Genomic DNA, 22,110 nt, shown 5'->3' with positions numbered 1-22,110 from the left:
GAATGGCGGCTGTCGTAAGCTTTCCCCATGACCACGAACAGCTCCGTGCCCCCGGTGGATGACGACCCCGGAGCTGATCTCCCCAACGTCCCGCTGCTCGACGATGCGATCGAGTTCGAGAAGATCGATGTCAAACCGACCTGGCGCGGCTGGATCCACGCGGGCACCTTCCCGCTGGCCGGCGTGCTGGGCGTCATCCTGATCGTCGCCGCCGACGGTGCCGCCGCCCGCATCAGCTCGAGCGTCTTCGTCGCGTCGTCGCTGCTGCTCTTCGGCAACTCGGCGCTGTACCACCGCATTGACTGGAAGCCGAAGACCAAAGCCGTCTTCAAGCGCATCGACCACGCCAACATCTTCCTGCTGATCGCCGGCTCGTACACCCCGATCACGGTGCTCGCGCTCCCCCACGACAAGTCGGTGCTGCTGCTCTGGCTGGTCTGGGCGGGCGCCGGACTCGGCATCCTCTTCCGCGTCTTCTGGATCGGCGCCCCGCGCTGGCTCTACGTGCCGCTCTACCTGCTGCTCGGCTACGCATCGCTCATCTTCATCGTCGACTTCTTCCAGGCCAACGCCACGATGATGACGCTGATCCTGGTCGGCGGCCTGTTCTACACGGTCGGTGCTGTGATCTACGGGCTGAAGAAGCCCAACCCGTTCCCGGGCAAGTTCGGCTTCCACGAGATCTTCCACACGCTCACGCTGCTCGCGTTCCTCTGCCACTGGACCGGCATCTTCATCGTCGCGACGAATCCGCCGGTCTTCTAGGAAGTCAGACTGCGGGATGCCGCGGGCGCGACTTTTCCCGCGGGAGAAGTTGCCGCGGGAGAACTCGACGCGGGGAAATTTGCCGCGGGAAAACTTGCTGCGGGAAATGTGCCGCGGCAAGACATGACGCGGAAATTACCGCGGGAAACTTGCCGCGGGAAGTTTCCCGGGAAAGACTTTCCCGTGGAAACTTGCCCCGGGAAAACTCTTCCGCGACTACTCCGCGGGCAGACGCGGCACGGCGTCGACGAGCCGACGCGTGTACGCCTGCGCGGGCGACCGCAGCAGCTCGGCGGTCGACCCGGTCTCGACGACGGTGCCGCCCTGCAGCACGACCGTGTCGTCGCAGAGCGCCGCGACGGCGCTGAGGTCGTGCGACACCATCAGCACGGCGAGACCGGCGCTCGCGCGCAGCTCGATCAGCAGGTCGATCACCTGGATCCGCGTGGTGACGTCGAGCGCGCTCACCGGCTCGTCGGCGAGCAGCAGTCGCGGGTGGCAGACGGTGGCGCGGGCGATCGCGATGCGTTGGCGCTGTCCGCCGGAGAACTCGTGCGGATACCGGCCGACGGTGTCCGCGGGCAGTCCGACCGAGGCGAGGGAGGCGACGACCATTCCGGCCGCCTCGGCCCCGCGGGCGAGGCCCAGGGAGCGCAGCGGCTCGGCGACGATGGCCCCGATGCGCTGGCGGGGGTCGAGCGACGAGTACGGGTCCTGGAACACGGTCTGCACCGAGGCGCGGAACGAGCGCATCGTCGCGGGCCGCAGCGCGGCTCCGTCGAAGAGCACCTCGCCCGCGGTGGGACGCGCGAGCCCGAGCATCAGGCGCAGCAGAGTCGTCTTGCCCGAGCCGGACTCCCCCACGAGGCCGACGCTCTGACCCTCGGCGACCGAGAGCGAGACGCCGTCGACGGCGAGGGCGCCGCGTCGGTAGCGGTAGCTCACGTCGCGGAGTTCCAGGATGGGCGCGGTCATTTCTCCCCCAGCATCGCGTCGAGCGCCCGGGCGCTGCGCACGAGCTCGATCACGTATGGATCGGCACTGTCCGGGTCGCTCGGCGCCGCGAGCAGTGCGTCCATCGTGCCGCGCTTCACCGCGTGCCCGTCGCGCATCACGATGACGTCGCTCGTCATCGCACTGACGACGGCAAGATCGTGACTGATGAACAGCAGCGCCATCCCGCGCGCCTCGACGAGGCGGTCGAGCAGGGCGAGGATCTCGGCCTGCACCGTCACGTCGAGCGCGGTCGTCGGCTCGTCGGCGATCAACAGCTTCGGGCGGCTCGCGAGCGCGATGGCGATCGCGGCGCGCTGACGCTGGCCGCCCGAGATCTCGTGCGGGTAGGCCCTCGCGATGCGCTCGTCGGTGAGGCTGACCTCGGCCAGCGCCTCGACGGCGGCGGCGCGAAGGGCGGCCCCGCGCAGTCCGCGGTGCCGGGCGATCGGCTCCTGCACCTGGCGTCCGATGCGCATGAGCGGGTCGAGGGCCGTGAGCGGTTCTTGAAAGACCACGGATGCCGCACGCCCGCGCAGCGGCACGAGCCGGCGCTCCGCGGCGCCCACGACCTGCACGCCGTCGAGCAGCACGCTGCCACTGGCGGTCAGCCCGGCGCCGAGCAGCCCGGTGATCGCGAGCGAGCTGACCGATTTGCCCGATCCGGACTCGCCGATGAGCCCGAGGCGGGACCCCGCTTCGAGGTCGAAGGTCAGTCCGGTGACGAGCGCCCGGCCGGTGGGCGCGGTGACGCCGAGGTCGGTGACTGAGAGCAGGCTCATCGTGACCGCCTCCGGGTGGGGTCGGCGACGTCGCGCAGGCCGTCGGCGACGAAGTTGACGCCGATGACGAGCATCACGAGCGCGATACCGGGCGCGATCGCTCCGACGGGGGCGGTGATCACGGTGCCCTGGGCCTCCTGCAGCAGGCGGCCCCACGACGCGTTGGGCGGCGGGGCGCCGAGGCCGAGGTAGGAGAGGCTGGCTTCGGCGAGCACGGCGACCCCGAACTGCAGGGCGAGGTTCACGCCGAGCGTGGGCCAGATGTTGGGCAGGATGTGGCGTACGACGATGCCCGGCCAGCGGGTTCCCGAGGTGCGGGCGGCCGTGACGTACTGCTCCCCCAGCACGCGCTTGGTGAGCACGCGGGAGAGGCGCGCGACGACCGCCGACATGGCGAGACCGATCGCGAGGATGACGGAGACGAGCGACGCGCCCTGGGCGGCGACGATGAGCATCGCGAGCAGCAGCACGGGGAACGCGATCACCACGTCGAGCCCGGCCGAGATCGTGTCGTCGAGCCACGACGACGCGAAGGCCGCGATGAGTCCGACCACGATGCCGACGACCGCGCCGACCAGCACGGAGCCGAGGCCCACGGCGAGGGCGATGCGCGCGCCGATCATCAGCTGGGTGGCGAGGTCGCGGCCGAGTTTGTCGGTGCCGAGCCAGTGGGTCGCGCCGGGTCCCTCGAGCCGGGTGCCGGTGGTGTCGTCGGGGGCGAACGGCAGCCAGAACAGCGAGATCAGTGCGATCGCGGCGATGATGCCGACGAGCACGAGGCCGAGCACGAGGGTCCACGAGCGGGGCCCGCGCCGGGTGACGGCCGCTTCGGCCACGATGACGGCGCTCACCGGTTGCCCGACAGGCTCGTGCGCAGGCGCGGGTCGACGAGGCGCTGCGCGATGTCCGCGAGGAAGCCGATCACCAGCACGACGAGGGTGCTCACGAAGAGCACACCCTGGATGTTCGGGTAGTCGTGTTGCTGGATGGCGCGGAGGAGCATGCTGCCCAGTCCGGGCAGGCCGAAGACGCTCTCGACGACGACCGCGCCGAGGAACGTGGTGGCGAGCTCGATGCCGAGAATGGAGATGACGGGCACGGCGCCGTTGCGCAGCCCGTGCCGCCAGAGCGCCTCGACGAAGCCCGAGCCCTGGGCGCGGGCCGAGCGCAGGTAGTCGCTGCCGAGCACGTCGAGCGTCGCCGAACGCACGTAGCGGGTGAGCGACGCGCTCATCACGATCGCCACCGTGATCACGGGGAGGGTGAGCGACAGCAGGGCCTCGGCGGGGTCGGCCCAGTCGTCACGCGGGAAACCGCTCGACGGCAGCAGCCGCAGCTGGATGGCGAAGACACCGACCAGCAGGATGCCGACCCAGAACACCGGCACCGCGACGCCGAGCTGCGAGAGGCCGGAGATGAGGATGCCGTACCAGCGGTCGCTCTTCACCGCGGCGACGAAGCCGGCGACGAGCGAGATCACGAGGGCCAGCGCGAAGGCGAGCAGCGTGAGCGGCACGGTCACGACGAGACGCGCGGCGATCTCGGGCCCGACGGGCAGCGAGCTGATGAACGATTCGCCCAGGTCGAACCGCGCGAGCTGGGCGAACCAGTCGCCGAACTGCTCGAGCACGGGACGGTCCGCGCCGACCTGGGCCTGTGCCGCGGCGATCTGCTCCGGCGTGGCTGTCACCGAGAGCAGCGCGTTCGACGGGTCTCCCGGCAGCAGGCGCAGGAGCACGAAGATGGCGACCATGGCGATGAGGAACGACACCACGAGGAACGCGCTTCGGCGGAGGAGGTAGACAGTCATGCTGGAGACAAGGCTAGCCGCCGGGCGGTCGATGACCCGGCGGCTAGCGGGAGCCTAGGAACGGGCGATGTCGTAGACGAAGAACTGCGAGTTCAGACCGTTCACCGGGTAGCCGGTGAGGTCGCTCGCAGCCACGACGATCTGCGGGTAGAGGTAGAGCCAGACGCTCGCGGCGTCCTCGGCGATCTGCTCGTTCACCTGCTTGAGCGCGGCGGTCTGCTCGTCGGTCGTGGCGGAAGCCTCGGCCTGGTCGACGAGCGCGGTGACCTCGGGGTTGTTGTAGCCCCAGTAGAAGTCGGGGTTGCCGTACCAGACGACGTCGCGGTCGTTCACGTGCTCCTGCAGTGTCGCGGTGAAGTCCTGCGCCTTGTAGACCTTGGTGTACCACTCGTCGGAGCTGATGGTGTTGATCGTGACGGTGATACCGACCTTGGCCAGCTCGCTCTTCACGAACTCGGCGACCACGGGGTGCGGGTCGTACGACGGGGTGTCGAGGGTGAACTCGAAGCCGTCGGCGAAGCCCGCGTCGGCGAGCAGCTGCTCGGAGAGCGCGGGGTCGTAGGGGTTCACCTGGGTGAGGTCCTCGTACCAGGGGTCGGTGGGGGGGACCATCGAGCCGATGAGCGTTCCGTAGTCGCCCCAGATCGAGTTGAGCAGCTTCTCGGTGTCGATCGCCGAGTAGATCGCCTTACGCACGGAGACGTTGTCGAAGGGCGCGACGCGGTCGTTGAAGACCAGGATCTCCTTCGTGGTCGAGTCGCCGTCGCTCACCACGTAGTCCGCGTTGTCGGCGAACTGGGTGAGCGCGTCGGGGCTCTGCACGCTCGTCACGATGTCGACCTGGTCGGTCAGCAGCGCGTTGCTCAGCGCGGTGGCGTCGGTGAAGTAGTTGAAGACGACCTCGTCGGTCGCGGGCGCGTCTCCCCAGTAGCCGTCGAAGGCCTCGAGGCTGAGCGAGCTGCCGCGCTTCCACTCGCCGAGCGTGTAGGGACCGGTTCCGTCTTCGGTGGTCTCGCCGTCGGTCGCGTCGGCGTTGATGATCCAGACGTAGGAGAGGTTGTAGATGAACGAGATCGACCGCTCCTCGAGAGTGACGACGACGGTTGCGTCATCCGGGGTCTCGATGCCGGCGATGGTGCCGAAGCTGCTCTTGCGCGCGGACTGCGAGTCTTCGGCGAGGACCGCCTCGATGCTCGCCTTGACGTCGGCCGAGGTGAGCTCCTTGCCGGAGTGGAAGGTGACGCCGCTCTTCAGCGTGAAGGTGTAGGTGAGGCCGTCGTCGCTGACCGTGTTGCTCTCGGCGAGAAGCGGCTCGACGCTGCCGTCGTCGGCGAGCTTGAACAGGCCCTCGTAGACGTTGCCGTTGAACGCCTCGGTCACGCCCTGGCCGCCGCCGGCGACGTTGCTGAGGTTCTGCGGTTCGTAGAGCGAACCGATCTCGACGGTCGAGCTGGCCGACGACGAGTCGGTCGAGGCGCCGGACGCGCAGCCGGCGAGCGCGAGTGACGCCGCGAGGCCGAGTGCGACGAACGCGATGGGCTTGTTCATGATGCTCCTGGGTGCTGTGTGGTGGAGGGGATGCTGCGGGTTAGAGGGCGTAGATGTCGAAGCCGTCGCTGAAAACGGCTTCGCGCTCTCCGGCTGCGACGTTTCCGGCGAAGCGGTTCTGGGCGGGCGGCAGCGGGCAGTTGTACTGCACCGAGAAGCCGCACGGGGGCACGAATGCCCGGTTGAAGTCGAGGGTCACGGTGCCGGCGTCGCCGAAGCCCGCGTCGTCCGCGCGCTGCACGAACAGGAAGCGGCCCGACGAGTACGTGCGCGTCGCGGGGTCGGTCGACCGGTTCGTGGCGTCGCCGAAGACGAGCAGCAGGGTGCCGTCGTCGTCGAAGGCACTGAGCGAGTAGTCGACCCCGTCACGGCTGAAGTGGATGTCGCCGGGGACGACGAGTTCGCGGCTGCCGCCGTTGTCCCTGATGTGCTCGAACGGGATGGTCCGGTCGCCGGCCACGGGGGTGAACGTCGCCTCGATGACCCAGTCGGGGTCGTAGTCGAACGCGGTGATCGTGTCGAAGGCGCGGATGGCGGGAGACGCCGCGTCCCAGAAGCGCAGTCCCTCTTCGGGTTCGCCGGTGTCGAGGTTGCGGCGCTTGAGCGTGGTCACGGTGACCGTGTCGGCGAGTCCCTCGAGCGCGGCGGGCAGCGCGTCGGCTGCGGTGACGCCGGCGGGCAGCCAGCGGGTCTCGACGAGCGAGAGATTGCCGGTGGCGGACGCCACGGCGCTGAGCCGCGACGCGCGCCAGTCGGCGTACTCGGCGGGCACAACGGCAGAGGGCACGGCGTCGGCGGGCGCGTCGACGGAGACAGGAATCGAGGTCATGGGGTACTCATTTTCACGCTGATGGGGTACGGCTGCACAATCGTGTGTCGCCGTATGTCAAGCGCCGTCGGGCGGCGGATTATTCCGCCGGGTGCCTACTCCGCGCGCGGCGGGGTGCCTTCGCCGGCGGGTGTGCCGGTGGCGTCTGCCCCGGTCCTACCGGTGGCCTCGGCCTCGGCCTGCAGCTTCTCGCGAATCTCGCCGCGGTACCGGGTGCGGCGCACGCGCCGGACCATGTCGACCGCGATGAACACCGTGGCGAGGGCGACGAGGAACGTGATGGCGAAGCCGATCCAGCCGGGCGTGACGGTGTCGGCGTCGCCCGTGTACTCGCCGTACCCGGTGGGGCTGGGCGAGGGCACGGTGCTGGTCAGCCACACTCCGAAGCGGAGCGGGGCGTCGGTCAGAAAGGTCATCGGGGGTCCTCATCGGTAATACCGGCGAACAGATCGGTCTCCGGGAGCTGTGTGTCGACACGGGAGACGGCGAGTTCGAAGTCTTCGTACGGCCAGGCGGCCCGTTGGATGTCGTTGGGCCAGAAGAAGAAGGGGCTGTCGGCAGGCACCTGGCTCGAGTGCGCCCGCAGCGCGGCGTCGCGCACGTCGAAGAAGTCGCCGACGGGGATCTGCGTCGTGATGTTCGCCTCGGCCCGGTCGCCCATCCAACCCCGCATCTCCTCGAGCGCGGGCAGCAGCGGGTGCTCGGGCTGCGCGGCGACGAGGGCCTCGAACACGGCGGCGAACCGTTGTGGGCTGATGATGCGGTCGTAGTAGACCTTGCTGACCTGCCAGGGCGGTCCCCACTCGGGCAACTGCGCGGCGTCGGCCGCGGCATCCAGAGCCCACATCGTCACCGCGTGCGTGCGGATGTGGTCGGGGTGCGGGTACCCGCCGTTCTCGTCGTAGGTGATCACGACGTGCGGGCGCAGCTCGCGGATGACCTTGACCAGCGGAACTCCGGAGATCTCGAGCGGCGTCATCGCGAAGCTCTGCGGCTGCAGCGCCTCGCCGTTCTCGGGCAGCCCCGAGTCGAGGTAGCCCAGCCAGCGGTGGTCGATGCCCATCACCCGCTGGGCGCGCGCCATCTCGATGCGGCGGAGGCCGCCCATGTCGCGGTCGGCGTGCGCGGTCGCGACGAGGGCCGGGTTCTGGATGTCGCCGCGTTCTCCGCCGGTGCAGCTGACGACGGTCACCTCGGCACCCCGGTCGCGGTAGTAGGCGTAGGTCGCTGCGCCCTTGCTCGACTCGTCGTCGGGGTGGGCGTGAACCGCAAGCAGGCGCAGTGTCACAGAACTCCTAGCGGGTCGAATAGCCTAGGTGATAAGAATACCCGCCCGATCTGGAGCATGTGTGTCAACGACTGAGCAGCACGACGCGATCGATCTCGACGCGCGCTACGGTCGCACTCCCGGCCGGGGCCGCCGCAACAGGGTCATCGCAATCGTCACCGGCGCGATCGTCGCCGTGGTCGTCGTCGCCTGGGTGATCTGGGTGGGCGTCGGCGGCACCCCCGCGGCCGAGTTCGAAGTCGTGGATGTCGGGCACACCGTTGTGGACGACCAGCTGGTCACCGTGAAGTTCCAGCTCACCGTCGACCCGGGCGAGAGCATGGAGTGCGCCGCGCAGGCGCTCAACTCGACCTTCGGCATCGTCGGCTGGAAGCTCATCAGCGTTCCGGCCGCCGAAACGCGCGTGCGCACCATCGACGTCGACGTGCGCACGACCGAGCTTTCGGTCACCGGGTTGATATACCGCTGCTGGCTCACATAGTCTTGACCGATTCGCCCCCAGGACCGGTCAGTACCGACCGGTCTTTATCTGTATAGGAGAGCATTGTGACTAACGACAGTTCAGTCACCTGGTTGACCCAGGAGGCGTACGACCGCCGCAGTGCAGAGCTCGAGCAGCTCTCAGGCGAGGGCCGGCTCGAGATCGCCAAGAAGATCGAGGCCGCGCGCGAAGAGGGCGACCTCAAAGAGAACGGCGGCTACCACGCCGCGAAGGAAGAGCAGGGCAAGATCGAGGCCCGCATCCGGGTGCTCACCGAGCTGCTGCGCCACGCCACCGTCGGCGAGGCCCCCACGTCCAGCGGAGTGGTCGAGCCCGGCACCGTGATCACCGCGAACATCCTCGGCGACAAGAGCGTGTTCCTCCTCGGCAGCCGCGAGATCGTCGGCGACGCCGAGCTCGACGTCTACAGCGAGGGCAGCCCGCTCGGCATCGCCATCATGGGCATGAAGGTCGGCGAATCGTCGAGCTACACGGCCCCCAACGGCAAGTCGATCTCGGTCGAGATCCTCGCGGTGGAGACGTACATCCCGTAAGCCCCACCGGATTGAGCTTGTCGAAATCCTGGGTTTCGACAGGCTCGACCCGCCTTGGGTTTCGACAGGCTCGAGCCGCTTAGAAGTCCACCCGCGGCTCGTAGCCCTCGTCGCGCAGCCGGTTGAGCACCTCTTGCGCGTGCTCCGGCCCACGCGTCTCGATGTGCAGTTCGAGCTCGACCTGGCTGAACTGCATGCCCTCGTTGTGCCGCGTGTGCAGCACCTCGACGACGTTCGCGTTCGCCTCGGCGACGAGCGCCGCGATCCGCGCGAGCTGGCCGGGACGGTCCGGCAGCGGGATGCGCAGTTTGAGGTAGCGTTCCGACGCGGCGAGGCCGTGGCTGATGACACGTTCCATCATCATCGGGTCGATGTTGCCGCCGCTGAGAATGACGACGGTCCTGCCGACATCCTTCACCTGGCCCGACAGGATCGCGGCGATGCCGACGGCGCCCGCGGGCTCGACCACCAGTTTGCCGCGCTCGAGCAGCAGCAGCATCGCGCGGGCGATGAGGTCGTCGTCGACGGTGATGACCTCGTCGACCAGTTCGCGGATCATGGCGAAGTTGAGCACGCCGGGCCTCGCCACGTTGATGCCGTCGGCGATGGTCGGCAGCGTCTTGATCTCGGTGATGTACCCGTTCTGCAGCGACAGCGGATACGGCGCGGCGTTGGACGCCTGCACGCCGATGATGCGCACGGTGCGGCCCTCGAGCGCGGCGCGCTGCTTCATCACGCTCGCGACGCCCGAGATGAGGCCGCCGCCGCCGATCGGCACGAGCACGGTGTCGACGTCGTTCACCTGGTCGAGGATCTCGAGGGCGACGGTGCCCTGTCCGGTGACGACGTCGATGTGGTCGAACGGAGGGATGAGTACCGCGCCGGTCTTCTCGGCGAACTCGGCGGCGGCGCGCAGGGGTTCCTCCACCGTGGTGCCGCGCAGCACGACGTCGGCACCGTAGCCGCGGGTCGCGGCGAGCTTCGGCTGGGGGACGCCGACCGGCATAAAGATGGTGGCCTTGATGCCCAGCTCACGGGCCGCGAAGGCGACGCCCTGCGCGTGGTTGCCCGCGGACGCGGCGACGACGCCGCGCGCCTTCTCCTCGGGGCTCAGCCCGGCGAGACGGTTGTACGCGCCCCGGATCTTGTACGACCCGGTGCGCTGCAGGTTCTCACACTTGAGGAATACCGGGGATCCCAGGATCTCCGACATGAAGCGCGCCGTTTCCATGGGTGTGACATCGGCCGCACGGGAAACGATGGTTCGCGCTCCCTCGAAATCGGCCAGTGTGGGGCCAACGAGGGAGGTTTCAGTCATTGCTTGAGTGCTTCTTTCAGCTGGGGACGTGTGGTTTCACGCCACTTTCCGCTCGCAATATAGGTCACCATGACGTTGAGCGTTGCTACTAACGGTACTGCGAACAGGGCCCCGATAATGCCCGCGACGCCCGAACCCGCAGCAACCGCGAAGACGACGGCGAGGGGGTGCACCTTGACCGCGGCGCCCATCACGAGCGGCTGCAGGATGTGGCCCTCGACCTGCTGCACGAGCAGCACGATGCCGAGCATGATCAGCGCCTGGATCGGGCCGAGGTAGACCAGCGCGACGAAGATCGCGATGGTGCCCGTGACGACGGCGCCGACCACCGGGATGAACGAACCGAGGAAGACCGCGATGGTGATCGGGATGACGAGGGGGAAGCCGCCGAACGGGAGCCCGAGGATGAACGCGCCGAGGCCGATGCCCACCGCGTCGATGAAGGCCACGAAGATCTGCACCTTGACGAAGGTGGTGAGGGTGATCCAGCCGGCGTGGCCCGAGCCGTCGACGGCGGCGCGTGCCTTGCGCGGGAAGAGGCGCACGATCCAGTTCCAGATGCCCTTGCCGTCGATGAGGATGAAGAGCGTGGCGAACAGCACGAGTAGCGCGCCGACGAGGAAGTGGCCCGCGGTCGTACCCACGGTGAGGGCGCCCGACCAGAGCGCGGCGCTGTCGTCCTGGATGGCCGTCCACGCCTGCTCGATGTAGTCGTTGAGCTGGGCCGAGTCGATGCCGAAGGTGGTGTTGAGCCACTTCTGGAACGTTTCGTAGGCGGTGATCGAGCGGTTCTGGATGTCGTCGGCGCCCTGTCGGATCTGCCAGACGATCAGGTAGATCAGCCCCGCGACGATGACGATCGCGCCGAGCAGGGCGACCGCGACGGCGAGCGCCTTCGGCCAGCGGTGCCGCACGAGGAACTGCACCACGGGCACGAGGAGGGCCGCGATCAGAACCGCGATCATCAGCGGGATCACGATGTCGCGCAGCTGGATGACCAGCAGCCCGAAGACCACGAGCACTCCGACGATGGCGAGCAGGCGCCACGCCCACGCCCCGGCGATCTTCATGCCGTCGGGCAGGGTGTCGGAGACCACGTCGCGCGTGGCGACGGCCTTCGGTTTCGGGTTGATCGACTCGGGGGCTCGGCGCGCGCGGAACAGCATTTTCCGAGTCTAGGTGGCAAGCCCGATCAGGAGCGAGGACTTGCCGCGACCGCCGACTGCTTCAGGCGCACAAAAGCGGGTGCCCCGACAACCGGGTGCTCGTCGACCGCGTGCTGGGCGGCGATGAGCGACTCGTCGGGAAGCAGGAAATGCGTGCGTCGCAGCGACCCGAGGAAGCTCGTGGAGACGACGGTGACGGGGATGGCGCCGGGATCGTCTTTCGCGGCGAGCGCGACGTCTTCGGGGCGGATGTACGTCAGCACGGGACCGTTCTCCTGGTGCTCGCCGAGGAGCGGCAGCCGGACGCCGTGCACCACGACCGCGCCATCCACCACCTCGCCGGGGACCCGGCTGGTGAGGCCCACGAAGTCGGCGACGAACGGGTTGGCCGGGGTGGCGTAGAGCTCCTCGGGCGTGCCGATCTGCTCGATGCGGCCGGCGCGCATGACCGCGACCCGGTCGGCGACCGCGAGGGCCTCCTCCTGGTCGTGGGTGACGAAGACCGTGGTGATGCCGAGGTCGCGCGTGATGCGGCGGATCTCCTCGCGCAGCTGCACGCGCACCTTGGCGTCGAGGGCGCTGAGAGGTTCGTCCAGCAGCAGCACGCGGGGGCGGGTGACGAGAGCGCGGGCCAAGGCGACGCGCTGCTGCTGTCCGCCGGAGAGCTGGTGCGCGAACCGCTCGCCGTGCGCGCCGAGGCCGACCATCTCCAGGGCCTCCGTAGCGCGCTCGCGGCGGTCCGCCTTGGCGACCTTGCGCATCCGCAGACCGAACTCGACGTTCTCGAGCACGGTCATGTGCGGGAACAGCGAGTAGGACTGGAAGACCATGCCGATGTCGCGCTTGTTCGTCGGGGTCGCCGCAACGTCGACGCCGTCGATGAGGATGCTGCCGGAGTCGATGGTCTCGAGGCCGGAGAGAGCGCGCAGGGCGGTGGTCTTGCCGCAGCCCGAGGGGCCGAGCAGGGCGATGAACTCGCCGGGCGCCAGCTCGAGGTCGATGCCCGAGAGCGCCTGCATGCTGCCGTACGTCTTCACGACGTTCCGCAGAGCGACGGTGGCGCCGCTGCCGGGCTCGGCGGTCATGGTGCGGGTGGGTGCGGTGAGGGTCATGATTCACTTCCGGAGCGACGGGCACGGCCGATGCGGCCGATGGAGAGCAGGAGGACGAACGCGAACAGCAGGGCGAGCAGCGCGAAGATGATCGCGACGTACGGGTCGGACGAGCTGACCTGCAACAGGGCCGTCTGCAGGTTCACCCGGTTGAGCAGGCTGGCGATCGTGAATTCCCCGAGCACCACGGCGATCGAGATGAAGGATGCCGCGAGCACACCCCTCTTCAGGTTGGGAAGCAGCACGAACCAGAGCACCCTGCCCCAGCCCGCCGACAGCGTACGCCCGGCCTCGCTCAGCGTGATCACGTCGACCGCGTCGAGGTTGGACTGGATGGCGCGGTACGCGTACGGCAGCACGGTGATCCCGTAGGCGAAGGCCAGGGTCCAGATCGAGCCGCCCAGCACGCTGACGACGACCGAGTAGACCGGCGCGAGTCCGACGACGAGCACGATCGCGGGAACGGTGATCGGGATGATGCAGATGAACTCGAGCACACGACGCAGCCGCGGGAACTGCAGGTGCACGAGGATCATCGTGGGCAGCAGCACGACGAGCACGATGCCCACCGTGACGACAGCGAGCAGCAGCGAGTTGCCGATGGCGGTGAACAGGTTGCGGTAGGTGCGGGCGGCGTCCTCGCTGAACAGGCCGGTCCAGTGGTCGAGCGTGTGCCCGCCCGAGAGCCCGTCGCGGAAGGTGAACTCGACCATCGCGATGATCGGGAAGGCGAAGACGAGGCCGACGACGCCGAGGATGATCCAGCGGACGACGGGGTTCGGCTCGGTGCCGAGACGTACGGCGTTTTTTGTCATTTCTGCCACCTCGACGTGCGCGACTGCAGCACGGAATAGCCCCACATCACGATGACCATCACCACGACCATGCCGAGCGCGAGCGCGCCGGCCATGTTCTCCCGGCCGAGCACGGTCTCGCTGACGAGCGCCGCGCGGATCTGCAGCGGCACGATCGGCGAGCCCTGGCTGACCAGCGCCGCGGCCGTCGCGTACGACGAGAAGGCGTTGGCGAAGAGCAGCAGCAGGCTGCCGAAGAAGGAGGGCGCGAGCACCGGGAAGGCGATGCGGGTCCAGTAGGTGAAGCGTGTGCCGCCCAGCGTGGAGTTGGCCTCGGCCCACTGTGCCTTGAGCCCCTCGAGGGCGGGCAGGAACGTGATGATCATCAGCGGCACTTGGAAGTAGGTGTAGACGACGAGCAGGCCGGCGGGCTGGTACAGCCACGGGCCGTTCTCGTAGATGTTGATGCCGAAGGTGTCGCTGAGCCACAGCGTGAGCAGGCTCTGGGTGCCGATGGCCGCGATGAACGCGAAGGCCAGCATGACACCGCCGAACTGGGCGAGGACGCTCGAGGCCGAGTCGATGAGCGAGCGCAGGGCACCGTCGGCGCGCGTACCGAGCAGCGCGTAGCAGACGACGGCTCCGACGACCGCGCCGATGACGGCGGTGACCGCGGAGACCCAGAACGACGCGGCGAAGGTGTTCAGCACCTGCGCGTCGAAGAGTCCGGCGATGTTGGAGAGGGTGAAGGCGCCGTCCTCGGTGAAGAAACCGGTGGTGACGGCGAGCACGGTCGGGATGGCGAGGAACAGCACCACGTAGACCGCGAAGGGCGTGAGCCCCAGATACTTGGCCAGCCCGCTGAGGGCTCGGCGCCGGGGAGAGCTGGCCGGTCCGGTGGCCGGGTGCTGCGGAGCGGACTCCGCAGCACCCGGTACGAGGACTGGCGCGTTTGCGACAGTCATGGGGTTGCTGCTAGCCGATGGCCGCAGCCCACTTTTCTGCGAGAAGAGCGGATGCCGCGGCGGACTGCTCCTCGGTCGGGGTGACGATGTCGCCGTCGAGGTTGCCGATCACGGCGATGGCGTCCTCGTCGGTGGTGCCGGCCTCGTTCATGGCGTCGATCGTGACGGGGTACGCGCCACCGACGATGAAGAGGTTCTGGGCCTCGGCGCTGTAGAGGAACTCCTGCCAGAGGCGGGCGGCCGCGGGGTGCGGTGCGTCCTTGCTGATTGCCTGGTTGTAGAAGCTCGTGTAGACGGCGCCCGGGAGCGTGGTGACTTCCCAGCCGTCGACGACGGACGCCTGCGCGAGGTTGTTGTAGCTCCAGTCGAAGACGACCTTGGTCTCGCCGGAGGCGATCGTGGCGGGCGTCGCGTTGACGGGGATGAAGTTGCCCGCGTCGTTCAGCTGCTCGAAGAAGTCGATGCCGTCCTGGAAGTCGTCGAGCGATCCGCCCTGCTGCACGGTGGCGAGACCGACGGCCGCGAAGGCCGCGCCGGCCTGCGTCGGGTCGCCGTTGAGCGCGACAGCGCCCTTGTAGTCGTCACCGAGGAGGTCGTCGAGCGACTCGGGCTTCGGCACGTCGTTCGAGTTGTAGCCGATCGACATCGAACCGGTGTAGTCGTTCACGTAGAGACCGGTCGACTCCTTGTTGGCGTCGGGGATCTCGTCCCAGTTCGCGACCTGGTACGGCGCGAAGTAGTCGGTGCTCGCGAGGGTGACGGCGGTGCCGAGGTCGAAGACGTCGGGCGCGGTGTCCTGGCCCTTGAGGTTGTCGGCGGCGGCGATTTCCTCGGCGCTGGAGATGTCGGGGTCGGCGGAGTTGACGATGATGTCGTACTTCTCTTCGAAGAGAGCCTTGATCTCGCCGTAGTTCGCCCAGTTGTCGGGGAGCGCGATGACGTTGAGCTCGCCCTCGGCCTGCGCGGCCTCGATGAGAGCGTCGAGTCCGCCGAAGTCCTCGGCGCTGGTGGCGGTGGTGGCATCGACGTCGGTCGCTGCGGGGGTGGCGGTGTCGCTAGCGCATGCGCTGAGGGTGATTGCCGCGGCGGCGAAGATCGCAACGCCGGCGAGGTGACGCTTTCTGAACAAGGGGTTCCTCCAGATGGACGCTCCGGCCGCCCGCGCTGTGAGCGGGCAGAAGGGAACCGGGACGACCTCGATGAAAGCTACGGTCCACGCGGTACCAATCGGGGGCGCCCCGGTGAACGCAGGGCGAACAGCAGGTTGAGCGTGCGCGGTGGAGCTCATGGACATCGCGCCAGCGATTTCGACAGGCTCGATCCGCTGTGTGTCGGCGCCCCTCGCTAGTCTCGACACGTGCCCACCACAACGTCGTCCCAGCTGTCCGCGGCCCAGGCCCGCCGTATCGCGCTGGCAGCGCAGGGCTTCGGCCGTGCGCGCTCCTCCGCCGACGGCACCGTCGCCGCCACCGGCATCCGGCAGCTCGGTTCTCTCATCGACCGTCTCGGCCTGCTGCAGCTCGACTCGGTCAACGTGTTCGAGCGCAGCCACTACCTGCCGGTCTTCGCGCGCCTGGGGCACTACGACAAGGCCGATCTCGACCGGCTGACGTTCGGCAAGAAATCGCGCTACACCGAGTACTGGGCGCACGAGGCGGCGATCATCCCGATGGCGAACCGGCCGCTGTTCCAGTGGCGCATGGACGCGCGGCGTGCGCGCCAGTCCGCAGACCCCGACGGCTGGGTGCAGAACAACCAGCCCATGCTCGACTGGCTGCGCGCCGAACTGGCCGAGAAGGGCCCGCTCGCCGCGAGCGAGATCGAGCACGACGCGAACAAGAGCCGCGGTTCGTGGTGGGGCTGGTCCGACGTGAAGTACGGGCTCGAGTACCTCTTCGGTTGGGGCGAAGTCGTGAGCGACGGACGCGTGCGGTTCGAACGCAGCTACGCCCTGGCCGAGCAGCGCGTGCCGGCCGAGGTGCTCGCGACCACCGTCTCCGAGACCGATGCGGTGCGCGCCCTCATCGCGGACGGCGCCCGCGCGCTCGGCGTCGGCACACTCGCCGACATCGGCGACTACTACCGGATCAAACAGGGGCCGGCCCGCGCGGCCGCCGCCGACCTCGTGGACAGCGGCGAGCTCGTCCCGGTCGCGGTGGAGGGCTGGAAACAGCAGGCCTACCTGCACAGAGACGCCCGGATGCCGCGGCGAATCGATGCGGGAGCACTCCTGTCGCCCTTCGACCCCGTGGTCTGGGCGCGTCCGCGGGCCGAGCGGCTGTTCGACTTCCACTACCGCATCGAGATCTACACGCCCGCGGAGAAGCGGGTGTTCGGGTACTACAGCCTGCCCGTGCTCCTCGACGACCGCATCGTCGGACGGGTCGACCTCAAGAACGACCGGCAGAACCGGGTGCTGCGGGTGCAGTCGTCCTGGCGCGAAGAATGGGCCCCGCCCGGAATCGAGCAGCGCATCGTGCCGCTGCTGCAGGCCGCCCGCGACTGGCAGGGCCTCGACGCGATCGAGGTGGTCGATCGCGGAAACCTGGCGCGGGAGCTCGCCGGCGCGGTCGCCCTCGCGGGCTGAGCCGAAATTCTCGCCCTGTTGGAGCGACGCCATCGGTGGCAGGATCGGTCAGCATGACGACCGTTGTGATCTTCCACTCCGCGCTCGGAATCCGCCGCGGCGAACTCGACGCGGCAGACCGGCTCCGTGCCGCGGGACACCGGGTGCTCGTGCCCGACCTCTACGACGGACGCGTCTTCGACGAGTACGAGCCCGCGATGGCCTGGGCTGACGAGCAGCCCGAGGGTTTCCGTTTCGAGCGCGCCCTCGCCGCGGTCGCCGACGAGCCCGACGGTTTCGTCGTCGGCGGGTTCTCCATGGGGTCGTCGGACGCGGTGTACGTCGCCACGAAGCGCGCTGTCAGCGGCGTGCTGCAGTTCTCGGGGCTCAACCCGCTCGGGTGGTTCGGCGAGGGGGCCGCGTGGCCGGCCGGGGTCGACTCGCAGAGCCACCAGATGGAGGAGGACCCGTTCCGCGATCCGGTCGAGCAGCAGGCCATGGACGATGTGACGGCGGCCGGCGGCATCCTCGAGCTCTTTTTCTACCCGGGGTCGGGACACCTGTTCACCGACCCGACGCTGCCCGAGGAATACGACGCCGGGGCGACCGAGCTGCTGTGGTCGCGGGTGCTGCCGTTCGTCGACGGTCGTTGAGCGCGGTGGAGCGGTGGAAATCGCGCCAGCGATTTCGCGACTCCGGCGCCGACTGAGCCTGCGAAGGAGGACCGGTAGAGGGTTTCGACAGGCTCAACCCGCTGTAAGGGCTAGAAGCCGCCGCCGATCTTGTGCAGGCGCTCGACGCGCTCCGCGATAGGCGGGTGGGTGCTGAACAGCTTGTCGATCAGGCCGGGCTTGTTCGGGTCCGAGATCCACATGTGCGCCATCGACGAATTCTGGCGCTTGACCGGACGACCGTAGGCGGCGAGCTTGCCGAGCGCCGAGGCGAGGGCTTCGGGGTGACGCGTGGTCATCGCTCCCGTCGCGTCGGCGAGGTACTCGCGCTGGCGAGACACCGCGGCCTGCACGACGCCCGCGACGAGCGGCGAGACGATGAGTGCGACGATTCCCAGCACCAGCAGGATCGGGTTGCCGCCGCCGTTGTTGTTGTTGCGGTTGCCGCCGCTGAAGAAGCTGAAGCGAAGCAGGATGTCGGCGATGAAGCCGACGGCGACGACGAGTCCGAACACGATGGTCGAGACGCGGATGTCGTAGTTCTGCACGTGCCCGAGCTCGTGCGCCATCACGCCCTCGAGCTCGTCGTCCTCCATGATGGCGAGCAGGCCCGTGGTGGCGGCGACGACCGCGTGCTTGGGGTCGCGGCCGGTGGCGAAGGCGTTGGGCGCGTCGTCGTTGATGATGTAGACCTTGGGCATCGGCATGCCGTTCGTGATCGCCAGGTTCTCGACGATGCGGTACAGCCGCGGGTCGTCGCGCTTCTGGATCTCGCGGGCGCCGCTGATCGCCAGCGCCTGGCCGCTCGCGGCGAAGTACTGGATCAGCGAGTAGACGCCCGCACCGAGCAGCGTGCCGCCGGTGATGAGATACGGGTCGCCGCCCATGAAGAGGCTGGCGACGAACCCCAGCACCGCGATGATGATCACGAAGAGCGCGATGATGAAAATCGTGTTGCGCTTGTTCGCGGCTATGGCGCGATACATGGCTTACTGCTCCGCTTGGACGAGAATCGGGACGTTAGAACTGCACGCGCGGCGGCTCGGCGATCGCCGCGGCATCCGCGACCTCGAAGAACTCGCGCTCGGTGAAGCCGAGGCCACGCACGAAGAGCGTGTTCGGGAAGGTCTTGATCTTGGTGTTCAGCTCGCGCACACCGCCGTTGTAGAAGCGACGGCTGGCCTGGATCTTGTCCTCGGTGTCGACGAGCTCGCCCTGCAGCTGCAGGTAGTTCTGGCTGGCCTGGAGCTGCGGGTACGCTTCGGCGACGGCGAAGACGCTCTTCAGCGCGGACTGCACGTGGTTCTCGGCGACCGACGCCTCGGCGGGGGTCGACGCGCTGATCGACTCGGCGCGGGCCTTGGTGACCGCCTCGAAGACGCCCTTCTCGTGCGCCGCGTAGCCCTTGACCGTCTCGATGAGGTTGGGCAGCAGGTCGGCACGGCGCTTGAGCTGCACCGTGATGTCGCTCCACGCCTCGTCCACTCGGACGTTGAGGGTGACGAGACCGTTGTAGGTCGTCCACAGGTAGACGCCCACGATGATGACGAGCAGCACGATGACGCCGATGACGATGAGGATTTCCATAGGGTAACTATAGGGGAGGCCACCTCAGCTACGACGGAAATGCGGCACGCTCTGGGTGAACTCGCGGTTCCTCGGCGACCGCTGTCGGCCTACACTCTGGCCATGAGCGCGCAACCGGACGACACCGCCGCTACCGTGCGGCGTCCCCGCGGCCGCCCCCGTAAAACGGGCGCCGCGGTCGACACCCGGGCGCAGATCGTAAAGGCCGCCGCGGCCGAATTCGCGGCGAACGGCTACGACACCACCTCGCTGCGCGCGATCGCCCGGCGGGCGGGCGTCGACGCGTCGCTCGTGCACCACTACTTCGACACGAAGGCCGATCTGTTCGCCGCGACCGTGCGGGCGCCGGTGCGTCCGGACCGGCTGGTCGCCGCGGTGCTCGCCGGCCCGGCCGACGAGATCGGCGTGAGCCTCGTCCGCGCCGTCGTGGACGCCCTCGACGATCCCGCGGCGCATCGCCGCGTCATCCGGCTGCTGCACACCGCCCTCGGTCAGGAGTTCGCGGCCGTGATGCTGCGCCAGTTCGTCACGCGCGAGATCCTCGCCCGCATCGCCGCGTCGGTCGGCGGCGACGACCCCGAGCTGCGGGCGTCGCTCGCGGCGAGCCAGATCGTCGGCCTCGTCGTCGCACGCTACGGGCTGCGGATCGAACCGCTCGCGAGTGCGACGGCCGAGGAGGTCGCGCGCCGCGTCGGGCCGATCGTGCACTGGCATCTGACGGGCGTCGCACCCCTTGACAGCGCGGAGCGCGCGGGCGAATAATTCCGCACATGGTGAATTATTTGCCCGGCGATGGAGCCACCCCCGCCGTGCGCATCGACGGTCTGCGCGTGCGCCGCGGCAAGAATCTCGTGCTCGACGATCTCTCGCTCGAGCTCCCCCGCGGCGGCGTGACCGGGCTCCTCGGTCCGTCGGGCAGCGGCAAGACCACGCTGATGCGCGCGATCGTCGGGGTGCAGACGGTCGCCGCCGGCACGGTCACCGTCCTCGACGAGCCGGCGGGATGCCGCGGTCTCCGCCACCGCGTCGGCTACGTGACGCAGGCCTCGAGCGTGTACGACGACCTGACGGTGCGGCAGAACCTGCGGTACTTCGCCCGCATCCTCGGCGCCCCGCCCGCGGACGTGGAGCGCGTGCTCGTCGAGACCGATCTGGTCGCGCAGGCCGACTCTCTCGCCGGCTCGCTGTCGGGCGGCCAGTCGAGCCGTGCGTCGCTCGCGGCGGCCCTGCTCGGCTCCCCCGAGTTGCTCGTGCTCGACGAGCCGACGGTCGGGCTCGACCCGGTGTTGCGCGTCGAGCTCTGGGAGCTGTTCCGGCGCCTGGCCGCGAGCGGGGTGACGCTGCTGGTGTCGAGCCACGTGATGGACGAGGCGACCCGGTGCGGCCGGCTGCTGCTCCTACGCGAGGGAAGACTGCTCGCCGACGACAGCCCCGACGGACTGATGCGCGCGACCGGCACGACCGACGCCGAGGACGCGTTCCTCGCGCTGATCCGGGCGGGGGCGGCATCGTGAACCCGGCCCGCACCCTCGCCACCGCGGGCCGCGTGCTCACCCAGGTACGGCACGACCCGCGCACGGTGGCGCTGCTGCTGGTGGTGCCGAGCCTGCTGGTCGGACTCGTGGCCTGGCTGTTCGACGACACCCCCGTGTTCCAGCAGATCGGGCCGGCGATGCTCGCGCTGTTCCCGTTCATCATCATGTTCCTGATCACCAGCATCGCGACGCTGCGGGAGCGACGGTCGGGTACCCTCGAGCGGCTGCTCAGCCTGCCGCTGTCGAAGGCCGACTTCATCCTCGGGTACACGCTCGCGTTCGGGCTGCTCGCCGTCGCGCAGGCCGGCATCGCCGTGGCATTCGCGGTCGGGGTCTGCGGGCTGGAGATCGACGGATCGTTGTGGCTTCTCGTCTGCGTCGCCCTCGCGGACGCCGTGCTCGGCACGACTCTCGGCCTGCTGGCCAGCGCGTTCGCGCGCACCGAGTTCCAGGTGGTGCAGTTCATGCCCGCGTTCGTGTTCCCCCAGGTGCTGCTCGGCGGGGTGTTGCTCCCCCGCGACCAGATGCCCGACGTGCTGTACGCGATCTCGGACTGGTTGCCGCTGTCGCACGCGATCGACGCGCTCAACGCGGTCGCGATCGACGGCGAGGACGCGGGATACATCGCCGGCCAGCTGCTGATCATCGGGGCGTTCGCGCTCGGCGCGGTGGTGCTCGGGTCGGTGACGCTGCGGAGGCGCACGGCGTGACGGTGGTTGAGTGGGCCGTCCACGGCCGTGGCGCTCCTACTCAACCACTGGGTGGCAGAATCGATGGGCGCGAACGCGCCCCGATTCGAAGGACACCAGCATGACGGATGGCACGGCGGCACGACTCGTCGCAGAGAACACGGCGATCATCGAGGACTTCCCGAAGCCCGGCATCACCTTCCGCGACCTGACCCCGGTGTTCGCCGACGGCCCCTCGCTGCGCGCCGTCACCGACGCGCTCGTCGAGCCGTTCGCGGGACGCATCGACGCGGTCGCCGGGGTCGAAGCCCGCGGGTTCCTGCTCGCCGCGGCATCCGCCTACGCCCTCGATCTCGGCGTGCTCGTGATCCGCAAGCCGGGCAAGCTGCCGCGCGAGGTGATCAGCGAGAGCTACGACCTCGAGTACGGGTCGACCAGCCTCGAGGTGCAGCCGAGCGACTTCCCGCCCGGGACCCGCATCCTGCTGCTCGACGACGTGCTCGCGACCGGTGGCACGCTCGCGGCGGCGTCGCGCCTCATCGAGCGCGCCGGCTGGGTGGTGGCCGGTGTCAGCGTGGTGCTCGAGCTCGAGGAACTGGACGGGCGCGCGAACCTCGAGGGTCGCGACATCCGCTCTCTGTCAGTGGTGTAGAAGAA

Annotated in this window: 25 protein-coding genes; 9 read left to right on the top strand and 16 right to left on the bottom strand. The window is 68.8% G+C overall.

Annotated features, from left to right (window positions below; genetic code table 11):
• The first annotated feature begins 27 nt into the window (after positions 1–27).
• Entirely contained in the window at positions 28–765 is a 738-nt protein-coding gene (trhA, locus tag HD599_RS03215) for a PAQR family membrane homeostasis protein TrhA (RefSeq protein ID WP_184233587.1), read from the top strand.
• Between the two features lie 216 nt (positions 766–981).
• Here trhA and HD599_RS03210 read toward each other — a convergent pair whose 3' ends face one another.
• The 8 genes from HD599_RS03210 to mca form a co-directional block, all read right to left on the bottom strand.
• Positions 982–1,740 (bottom strand): ABC transporter ATP-binding protein, encoded by a 759-nt coding sequence (locus HD599_RS03210; RefSeq protein ID WP_184233585.1) that lies wholly within the window; start codon positions 1,738–1,740, stop codon positions 982–984.
• Positions 1,737–2,540, bottom strand: a complete 804-nt coding sequence (locus HD599_RS03205; RefSeq protein WP_184233583.1) for an ATP-binding cassette domain-containing protein — start codon at positions 2,538–2,540, stop codon at positions 1,737–1,739. The genes HD599_RS03210 and HD599_RS03205 overlap by 4 nt, the downstream gene beginning before the upstream one ends.
• Positions 2,537–3,391, bottom strand: coding sequence for an ABC transporter permease subunit (locus HD599_RS03200; protein WP_184233581.1), 855 nt, complete (start codon positions 3,389–3,391; stop codon positions 2,537–2,539). Before HD599_RS03200 ends, HD599_RS03205 begins: the two co-directional genes overlap by 4 nt.
• A complete protein-coding gene (locus HD599_RS03195; RefSeq protein WP_184233579.1) occupies positions 3,388–4,350 on the bottom strand; it encodes an ABC transporter permease in 963 nt (320 codons plus the stop codon). The genes HD599_RS03200 and HD599_RS03195 overlap by 4 nt, the downstream gene beginning before the upstream one ends.
• Positions 4,351–4,404: 54 nt before the next feature.
• On the bottom strand, positions 4,405–5,898 hold the full coding sequence (locus HD599_RS03190; RefSeq protein WP_184233577.1) for an ABC transporter substrate-binding protein: 1,494 nt from the start codon (positions 5,896–5,898) through the stop codon (positions 4,405–4,407).
• A gap of 40 nt (positions 5,899–5,938) precedes the next feature.
• Positions 5,939–6,727 (bottom strand): DUF1684 domain-containing protein, encoded by a 789-nt coding sequence (locus HD599_RS03185; RefSeq protein WP_184233575.1) that lies wholly within the window; start codon positions 6,725–6,727, stop codon positions 5,939–5,941.
• A 95-nt stretch (positions 6,728–6,822) separates the two neighbouring features.
• On the bottom strand, positions 6,823–7,143 hold the full coding sequence (locus HD599_RS03180; RefSeq protein ID WP_184233574.1) for a hypothetical protein: 321 nt from the start codon (positions 7,141–7,143) through the stop codon (positions 6,823–6,825).
• On the bottom strand, positions 7,140–8,015 hold the full coding sequence (mca, locus tag HD599_RS03175; protein ID WP_184233572.1) for a mycothiol conjugate amidase Mca: 876 nt from the start codon (positions 8,013–8,015) through the stop codon (positions 7,140–7,142). Before mca ends, HD599_RS03180 begins: the two co-directional genes overlap by 4 nt.
• A gap of 61 nt (positions 8,016–8,076) precedes the next feature.
• Between mca and HD599_RS03170 the strand changes: the two genes are divergently transcribed.
• Both HD599_RS03170 and greA read left to right on the top strand, forming a co-directional pair.
• Positions 8,077–8,496 carry a DUF4307 domain-containing protein gene (locus HD599_RS03170; RefSeq protein WP_184233570.1) on the top strand — a complete coding sequence of 140 codons (420 nt, stop codon included), beginning with the start codon at positions 8,077–8,079 and terminating at the stop codon, positions 8,494–8,496.
• 65 nt (positions 8,497–8,561) lie between these two features.
• Positions 8,562–9,050 carry a transcription elongation factor GreA gene (gene greA, locus HD599_RS03165; protein ID WP_184233568.1) on the top strand — a complete coding sequence of 163 codons (489 nt, stop codon included), beginning with the start codon at positions 8,562–8,564 and terminating at the stop codon, positions 9,048–9,050.
• 79 nt (positions 9,051–9,129) lie between these two features.
• Here greA and ilvA read toward each other — a convergent pair whose 3' ends face one another.
• The 6 genes from ilvA to HD599_RS03135 are packed head-to-tail and all read right to left on the bottom strand — an operon-like array spanning position 9,130 to position 15,534.
• Positions 9,130–10,368: a threonine ammonia-lyase gene (gene ilvA / locus HD599_RS03160; RefSeq protein ID WP_184233566.1), complete on the bottom strand. Its 1,239-nt coding sequence runs from the start codon at positions 10,366–10,368 to the stop codon at positions 9,130–9,132.
• The gene (locus HD599_RS03155) at positions 10,365–11,534 is read right to left on the bottom strand and encodes an AI-2E family transporter (protein ID WP_184233564.1); all 1,170 of its coding nucleotides are present in this window, start codon (positions 11,532–11,534) and stop codon (positions 10,365–10,367) included. Before HD599_RS03155 ends, ilvA begins: the two co-directional genes overlap by 4 nt.
• A 26-nt stretch (positions 11,535–11,560) precedes the next feature.
• On the bottom strand, positions 11,561–12,646 hold the full coding sequence (locus HD599_RS03150) for an ABC transporter ATP-binding protein (RefSeq protein ID WP_184233562.1): 1,086 nt from the start codon (positions 12,644–12,646) through the stop codon (positions 11,561–11,563).
• On the bottom strand, positions 12,643–13,461 hold the full coding sequence (locus HD599_RS03145; RefSeq protein WP_184233560.1) for an ABC transporter permease: 819 nt from the start codon (positions 13,459–13,461) through the stop codon (positions 12,643–12,645). The genes HD599_RS03150 and HD599_RS03145 overlap by 4 nt, the downstream gene beginning before the upstream one ends.
• Entirely contained in the window at positions 13,458–14,405 is a 948-nt protein-coding gene (locus HD599_RS03140) for an ABC transporter permease (protein ID WP_184233558.1), read from the bottom strand. Before HD599_RS03140 ends, HD599_RS03145 begins: the two co-directional genes overlap by 4 nt.
• Positions 14,406–14,415: 10 nt before the next feature.
• Entirely contained in the window at positions 14,416–15,534 is a 1,119-nt protein-coding gene (locus HD599_RS03135) for an ABC transporter substrate-binding protein (protein WP_246376075.1), read from the bottom strand.
• Between the two features lie 228 nt (positions 15,535–15,762).
• Here HD599_RS03135 and HD599_RS03130 point away from each other — a divergent pair, with 228 nt between their 5' ends.
• Positions 15,763–16,992, top strand: coding sequence for a winged helix-turn-helix domain-containing protein (locus tag HD599_RS03130; protein ID WP_343061853.1), 1,230 nt, complete (start codon positions 15,763–15,765; stop codon positions 16,990–16,992).
• A 53-nt stretch (positions 16,993–17,045) separates the two neighbouring features.
• Entirely contained in the window at positions 17,046–17,624 is a 579-nt protein-coding gene (locus HD599_RS03125) for a dienelactone hydrolase family protein (RefSeq protein ID WP_184233554.1), read from the top strand.
• Between the two features lie 110 nt (positions 17,625–17,734).
• On the opposite strand, the gene HD599_RS03120 is transcribed toward HD599_RS03125, so the two are convergent.
• Both HD599_RS03120 and HD599_RS03115 read right to left on the bottom strand, forming a co-directional pair.
• A complete protein-coding gene (locus HD599_RS03120) occupies positions 17,735–18,628 on the bottom strand; it encodes a M48 family metalloprotease (RefSeq protein ID WP_184233552.1) in 894 nt (297 codons plus the stop codon).
• Between the two features lie 34 nt (positions 18,629–18,662).
• Positions 18,663–19,229 (bottom strand): LemA family protein, encoded by a 567-nt coding sequence (locus HD599_RS03115; protein WP_184233550.1) that lies wholly within the window; start codon positions 19,227–19,229, stop codon positions 18,663–18,665.
• A 102-nt stretch (positions 19,230–19,331) separates the two neighbouring features.
• Here HD599_RS03115 and HD599_RS03110 point away from each other — a divergent pair, with 102 nt between their 5' ends.
• The 4 genes from HD599_RS03110 to HD599_RS03095 all read left to right on the top strand — a co-directional run bounded on the left by HD599_RS03110 (position 19,332) and on the right by HD599_RS03095 (position 22,105).
• Positions 19,332–19,991, top strand: coding sequence for a TetR/AcrR family transcriptional regulator (locus HD599_RS03110; protein WP_184233548.1), 660 nt, complete (start codon positions 19,332–19,334; stop codon positions 19,989–19,991).
• A gap of 8 nt (positions 19,992–19,999) precedes the next feature.
• Positions 20,000–20,743, top strand: coding sequence for an ABC transporter ATP-binding protein (locus HD599_RS03105; RefSeq protein ID WP_184233546.1), 744 nt, complete (start codon positions 20,000–20,002; stop codon positions 20,741–20,743).
• Positions 20,740–21,474, top strand: coding sequence for an ABC transporter permease (locus HD599_RS03100; protein WP_184233544.1), 735 nt, complete (start codon positions 20,740–20,742; stop codon positions 21,472–21,474). Before HD599_RS03105 ends, HD599_RS03100 begins: the two co-directional genes overlap by 4 nt.
• 100 nt (positions 21,475–21,574) lie before the next feature.
• Positions 21,575–22,105, top strand: coding sequence for an adenine phosphoribosyltransferase (locus HD599_RS03095; RefSeq protein ID WP_184233542.1), 531 nt, complete (start codon positions 21,575–21,577; stop codon positions 22,103–22,105).
• Positions 22,106–22,110 lie beyond the last annotated feature (5 nt).

This window comes from Conyzicola lurida (assembly GCF_014204935.1).
In the GTDB taxonomy this organism is placed as follows: Bacteria; Actinomycetota; Actinomycetes; order Actinomycetales; family Microbacteriaceae; genus Conyzicola; species Conyzicola lurida.
This window is presented reverse-complemented; position numbering and strand designations above follow the sequence as displayed.

Coding starts and splice junctions, on each gene's coding strand:
- trhA (WP_184233587.1), top strand. CDS start 28: ATGACCACGAACAGCTCCGTGCCCCCGGTGGATGACGACCCCGGAGCT.
- HD599_RS03210 (WP_184233585.1), bottom strand. CDS start 1,740: ATGACCGCGCCCATCCTGGAACTCCGCGACGTGAGCTACCGCTACCGA.
- HD599_RS03205 (WP_184233583.1), bottom strand. CDS start 2,540: ATGAGCCTGCTCTCAGTCACCGACCTCGGCGTCACCGCGCCCACCGGC.
- HD599_RS03195 (WP_184233579.1), bottom strand. CDS start 4,350: ATGACTGTCTACCTCCTCCGCCGAAGCGCGTTCCTCGTGGTGTCGTTC.
- HD599_RS03190 (WP_184233577.1), bottom strand. CDS start 5,898: ATGAACAAGCCCATCGCGTTCGTCGCACTCGGCCTCGCGGCGTCACTC.
- HD599_RS03185 (WP_184233575.1), bottom strand. CDS start 6,727: ATGACCTCGATTCCTGTCTCCGTCGACGCGCCCGCCGACGCCGTGCCC.
- HD599_RS03180 (WP_184233574.1), bottom strand. CDS start 7,143: ATGACCTTTCTGACCGACGCCCCGCTCCGCTTCGGAGTGTGGCTGACC.
- ilvA (WP_184233566.1), bottom strand. CDS start 10,368: ATGACTGAAACCTCCCTCGTTGGCCCCACACTGGCCGATTTCGAGGGA.
- HD599_RS03155 (WP_184233564.1), bottom strand. CDS start 11,534: ATGCTGTTCCGCGCGCGCCGAGCCCCCGAGTCGATCAACCCGAAACCG.
- HD599_RS03150 (WP_184233562.1), bottom strand. CDS start 12,646: ATGACCCTCACCGCACCCACCCGCACCATGACCGCCGAGCCCGGCAGC.
- HD599_RS03145 (WP_184233560.1), bottom strand. CDS start 13,461: ATGACAAAAAACGCCGTACGTCTCGGCACCGAGCCGAACCCCGTCGTC.
- HD599_RS03140 (WP_184233558.1), bottom strand. CDS start 14,405: ATGACTGTCGCAAACGCGCCAGTCCTCGTACCGGGTGCTGCGGAGTCC.
- HD599_RS03125 (WP_184233554.1), top strand. CDS start 17,046: ATGACGACCGTTGTGATCTTCCACTCCGCGCTCGGAATCCGCCGCGGC.
- HD599_RS03120 (WP_184233552.1), bottom strand. CDS start 18,628: ATGTATCGCGCCATAGCCGCGAACAAGCGCAACACGATTTTCATCATC.
- HD599_RS03115 (WP_184233550.1), bottom strand. CDS start 19,229: ATGGAAATCCTCATCGTCATCGGCGTCATCGTGCTGCTCGTCATCATC.
- HD599_RS03110 (WP_184233548.1), top strand. CDS start 19,332: ATGAGCGCGCAACCGGACGACACCGCCGCTACCGTGCGGCGTCCCCGC.
- HD599_RS03105 (WP_184233546.1), top strand. CDS start 20,000: ATGGTGAATTATTTGCCCGGCGATGGAGCCACCCCCGCCGTGCGCATC.
- HD599_RS03095 (WP_184233542.1), top strand. CDS start 21,575: ATGACGGATGGCACGGCGGCACGACTCGTCGCAGAGAACACGGCGATC.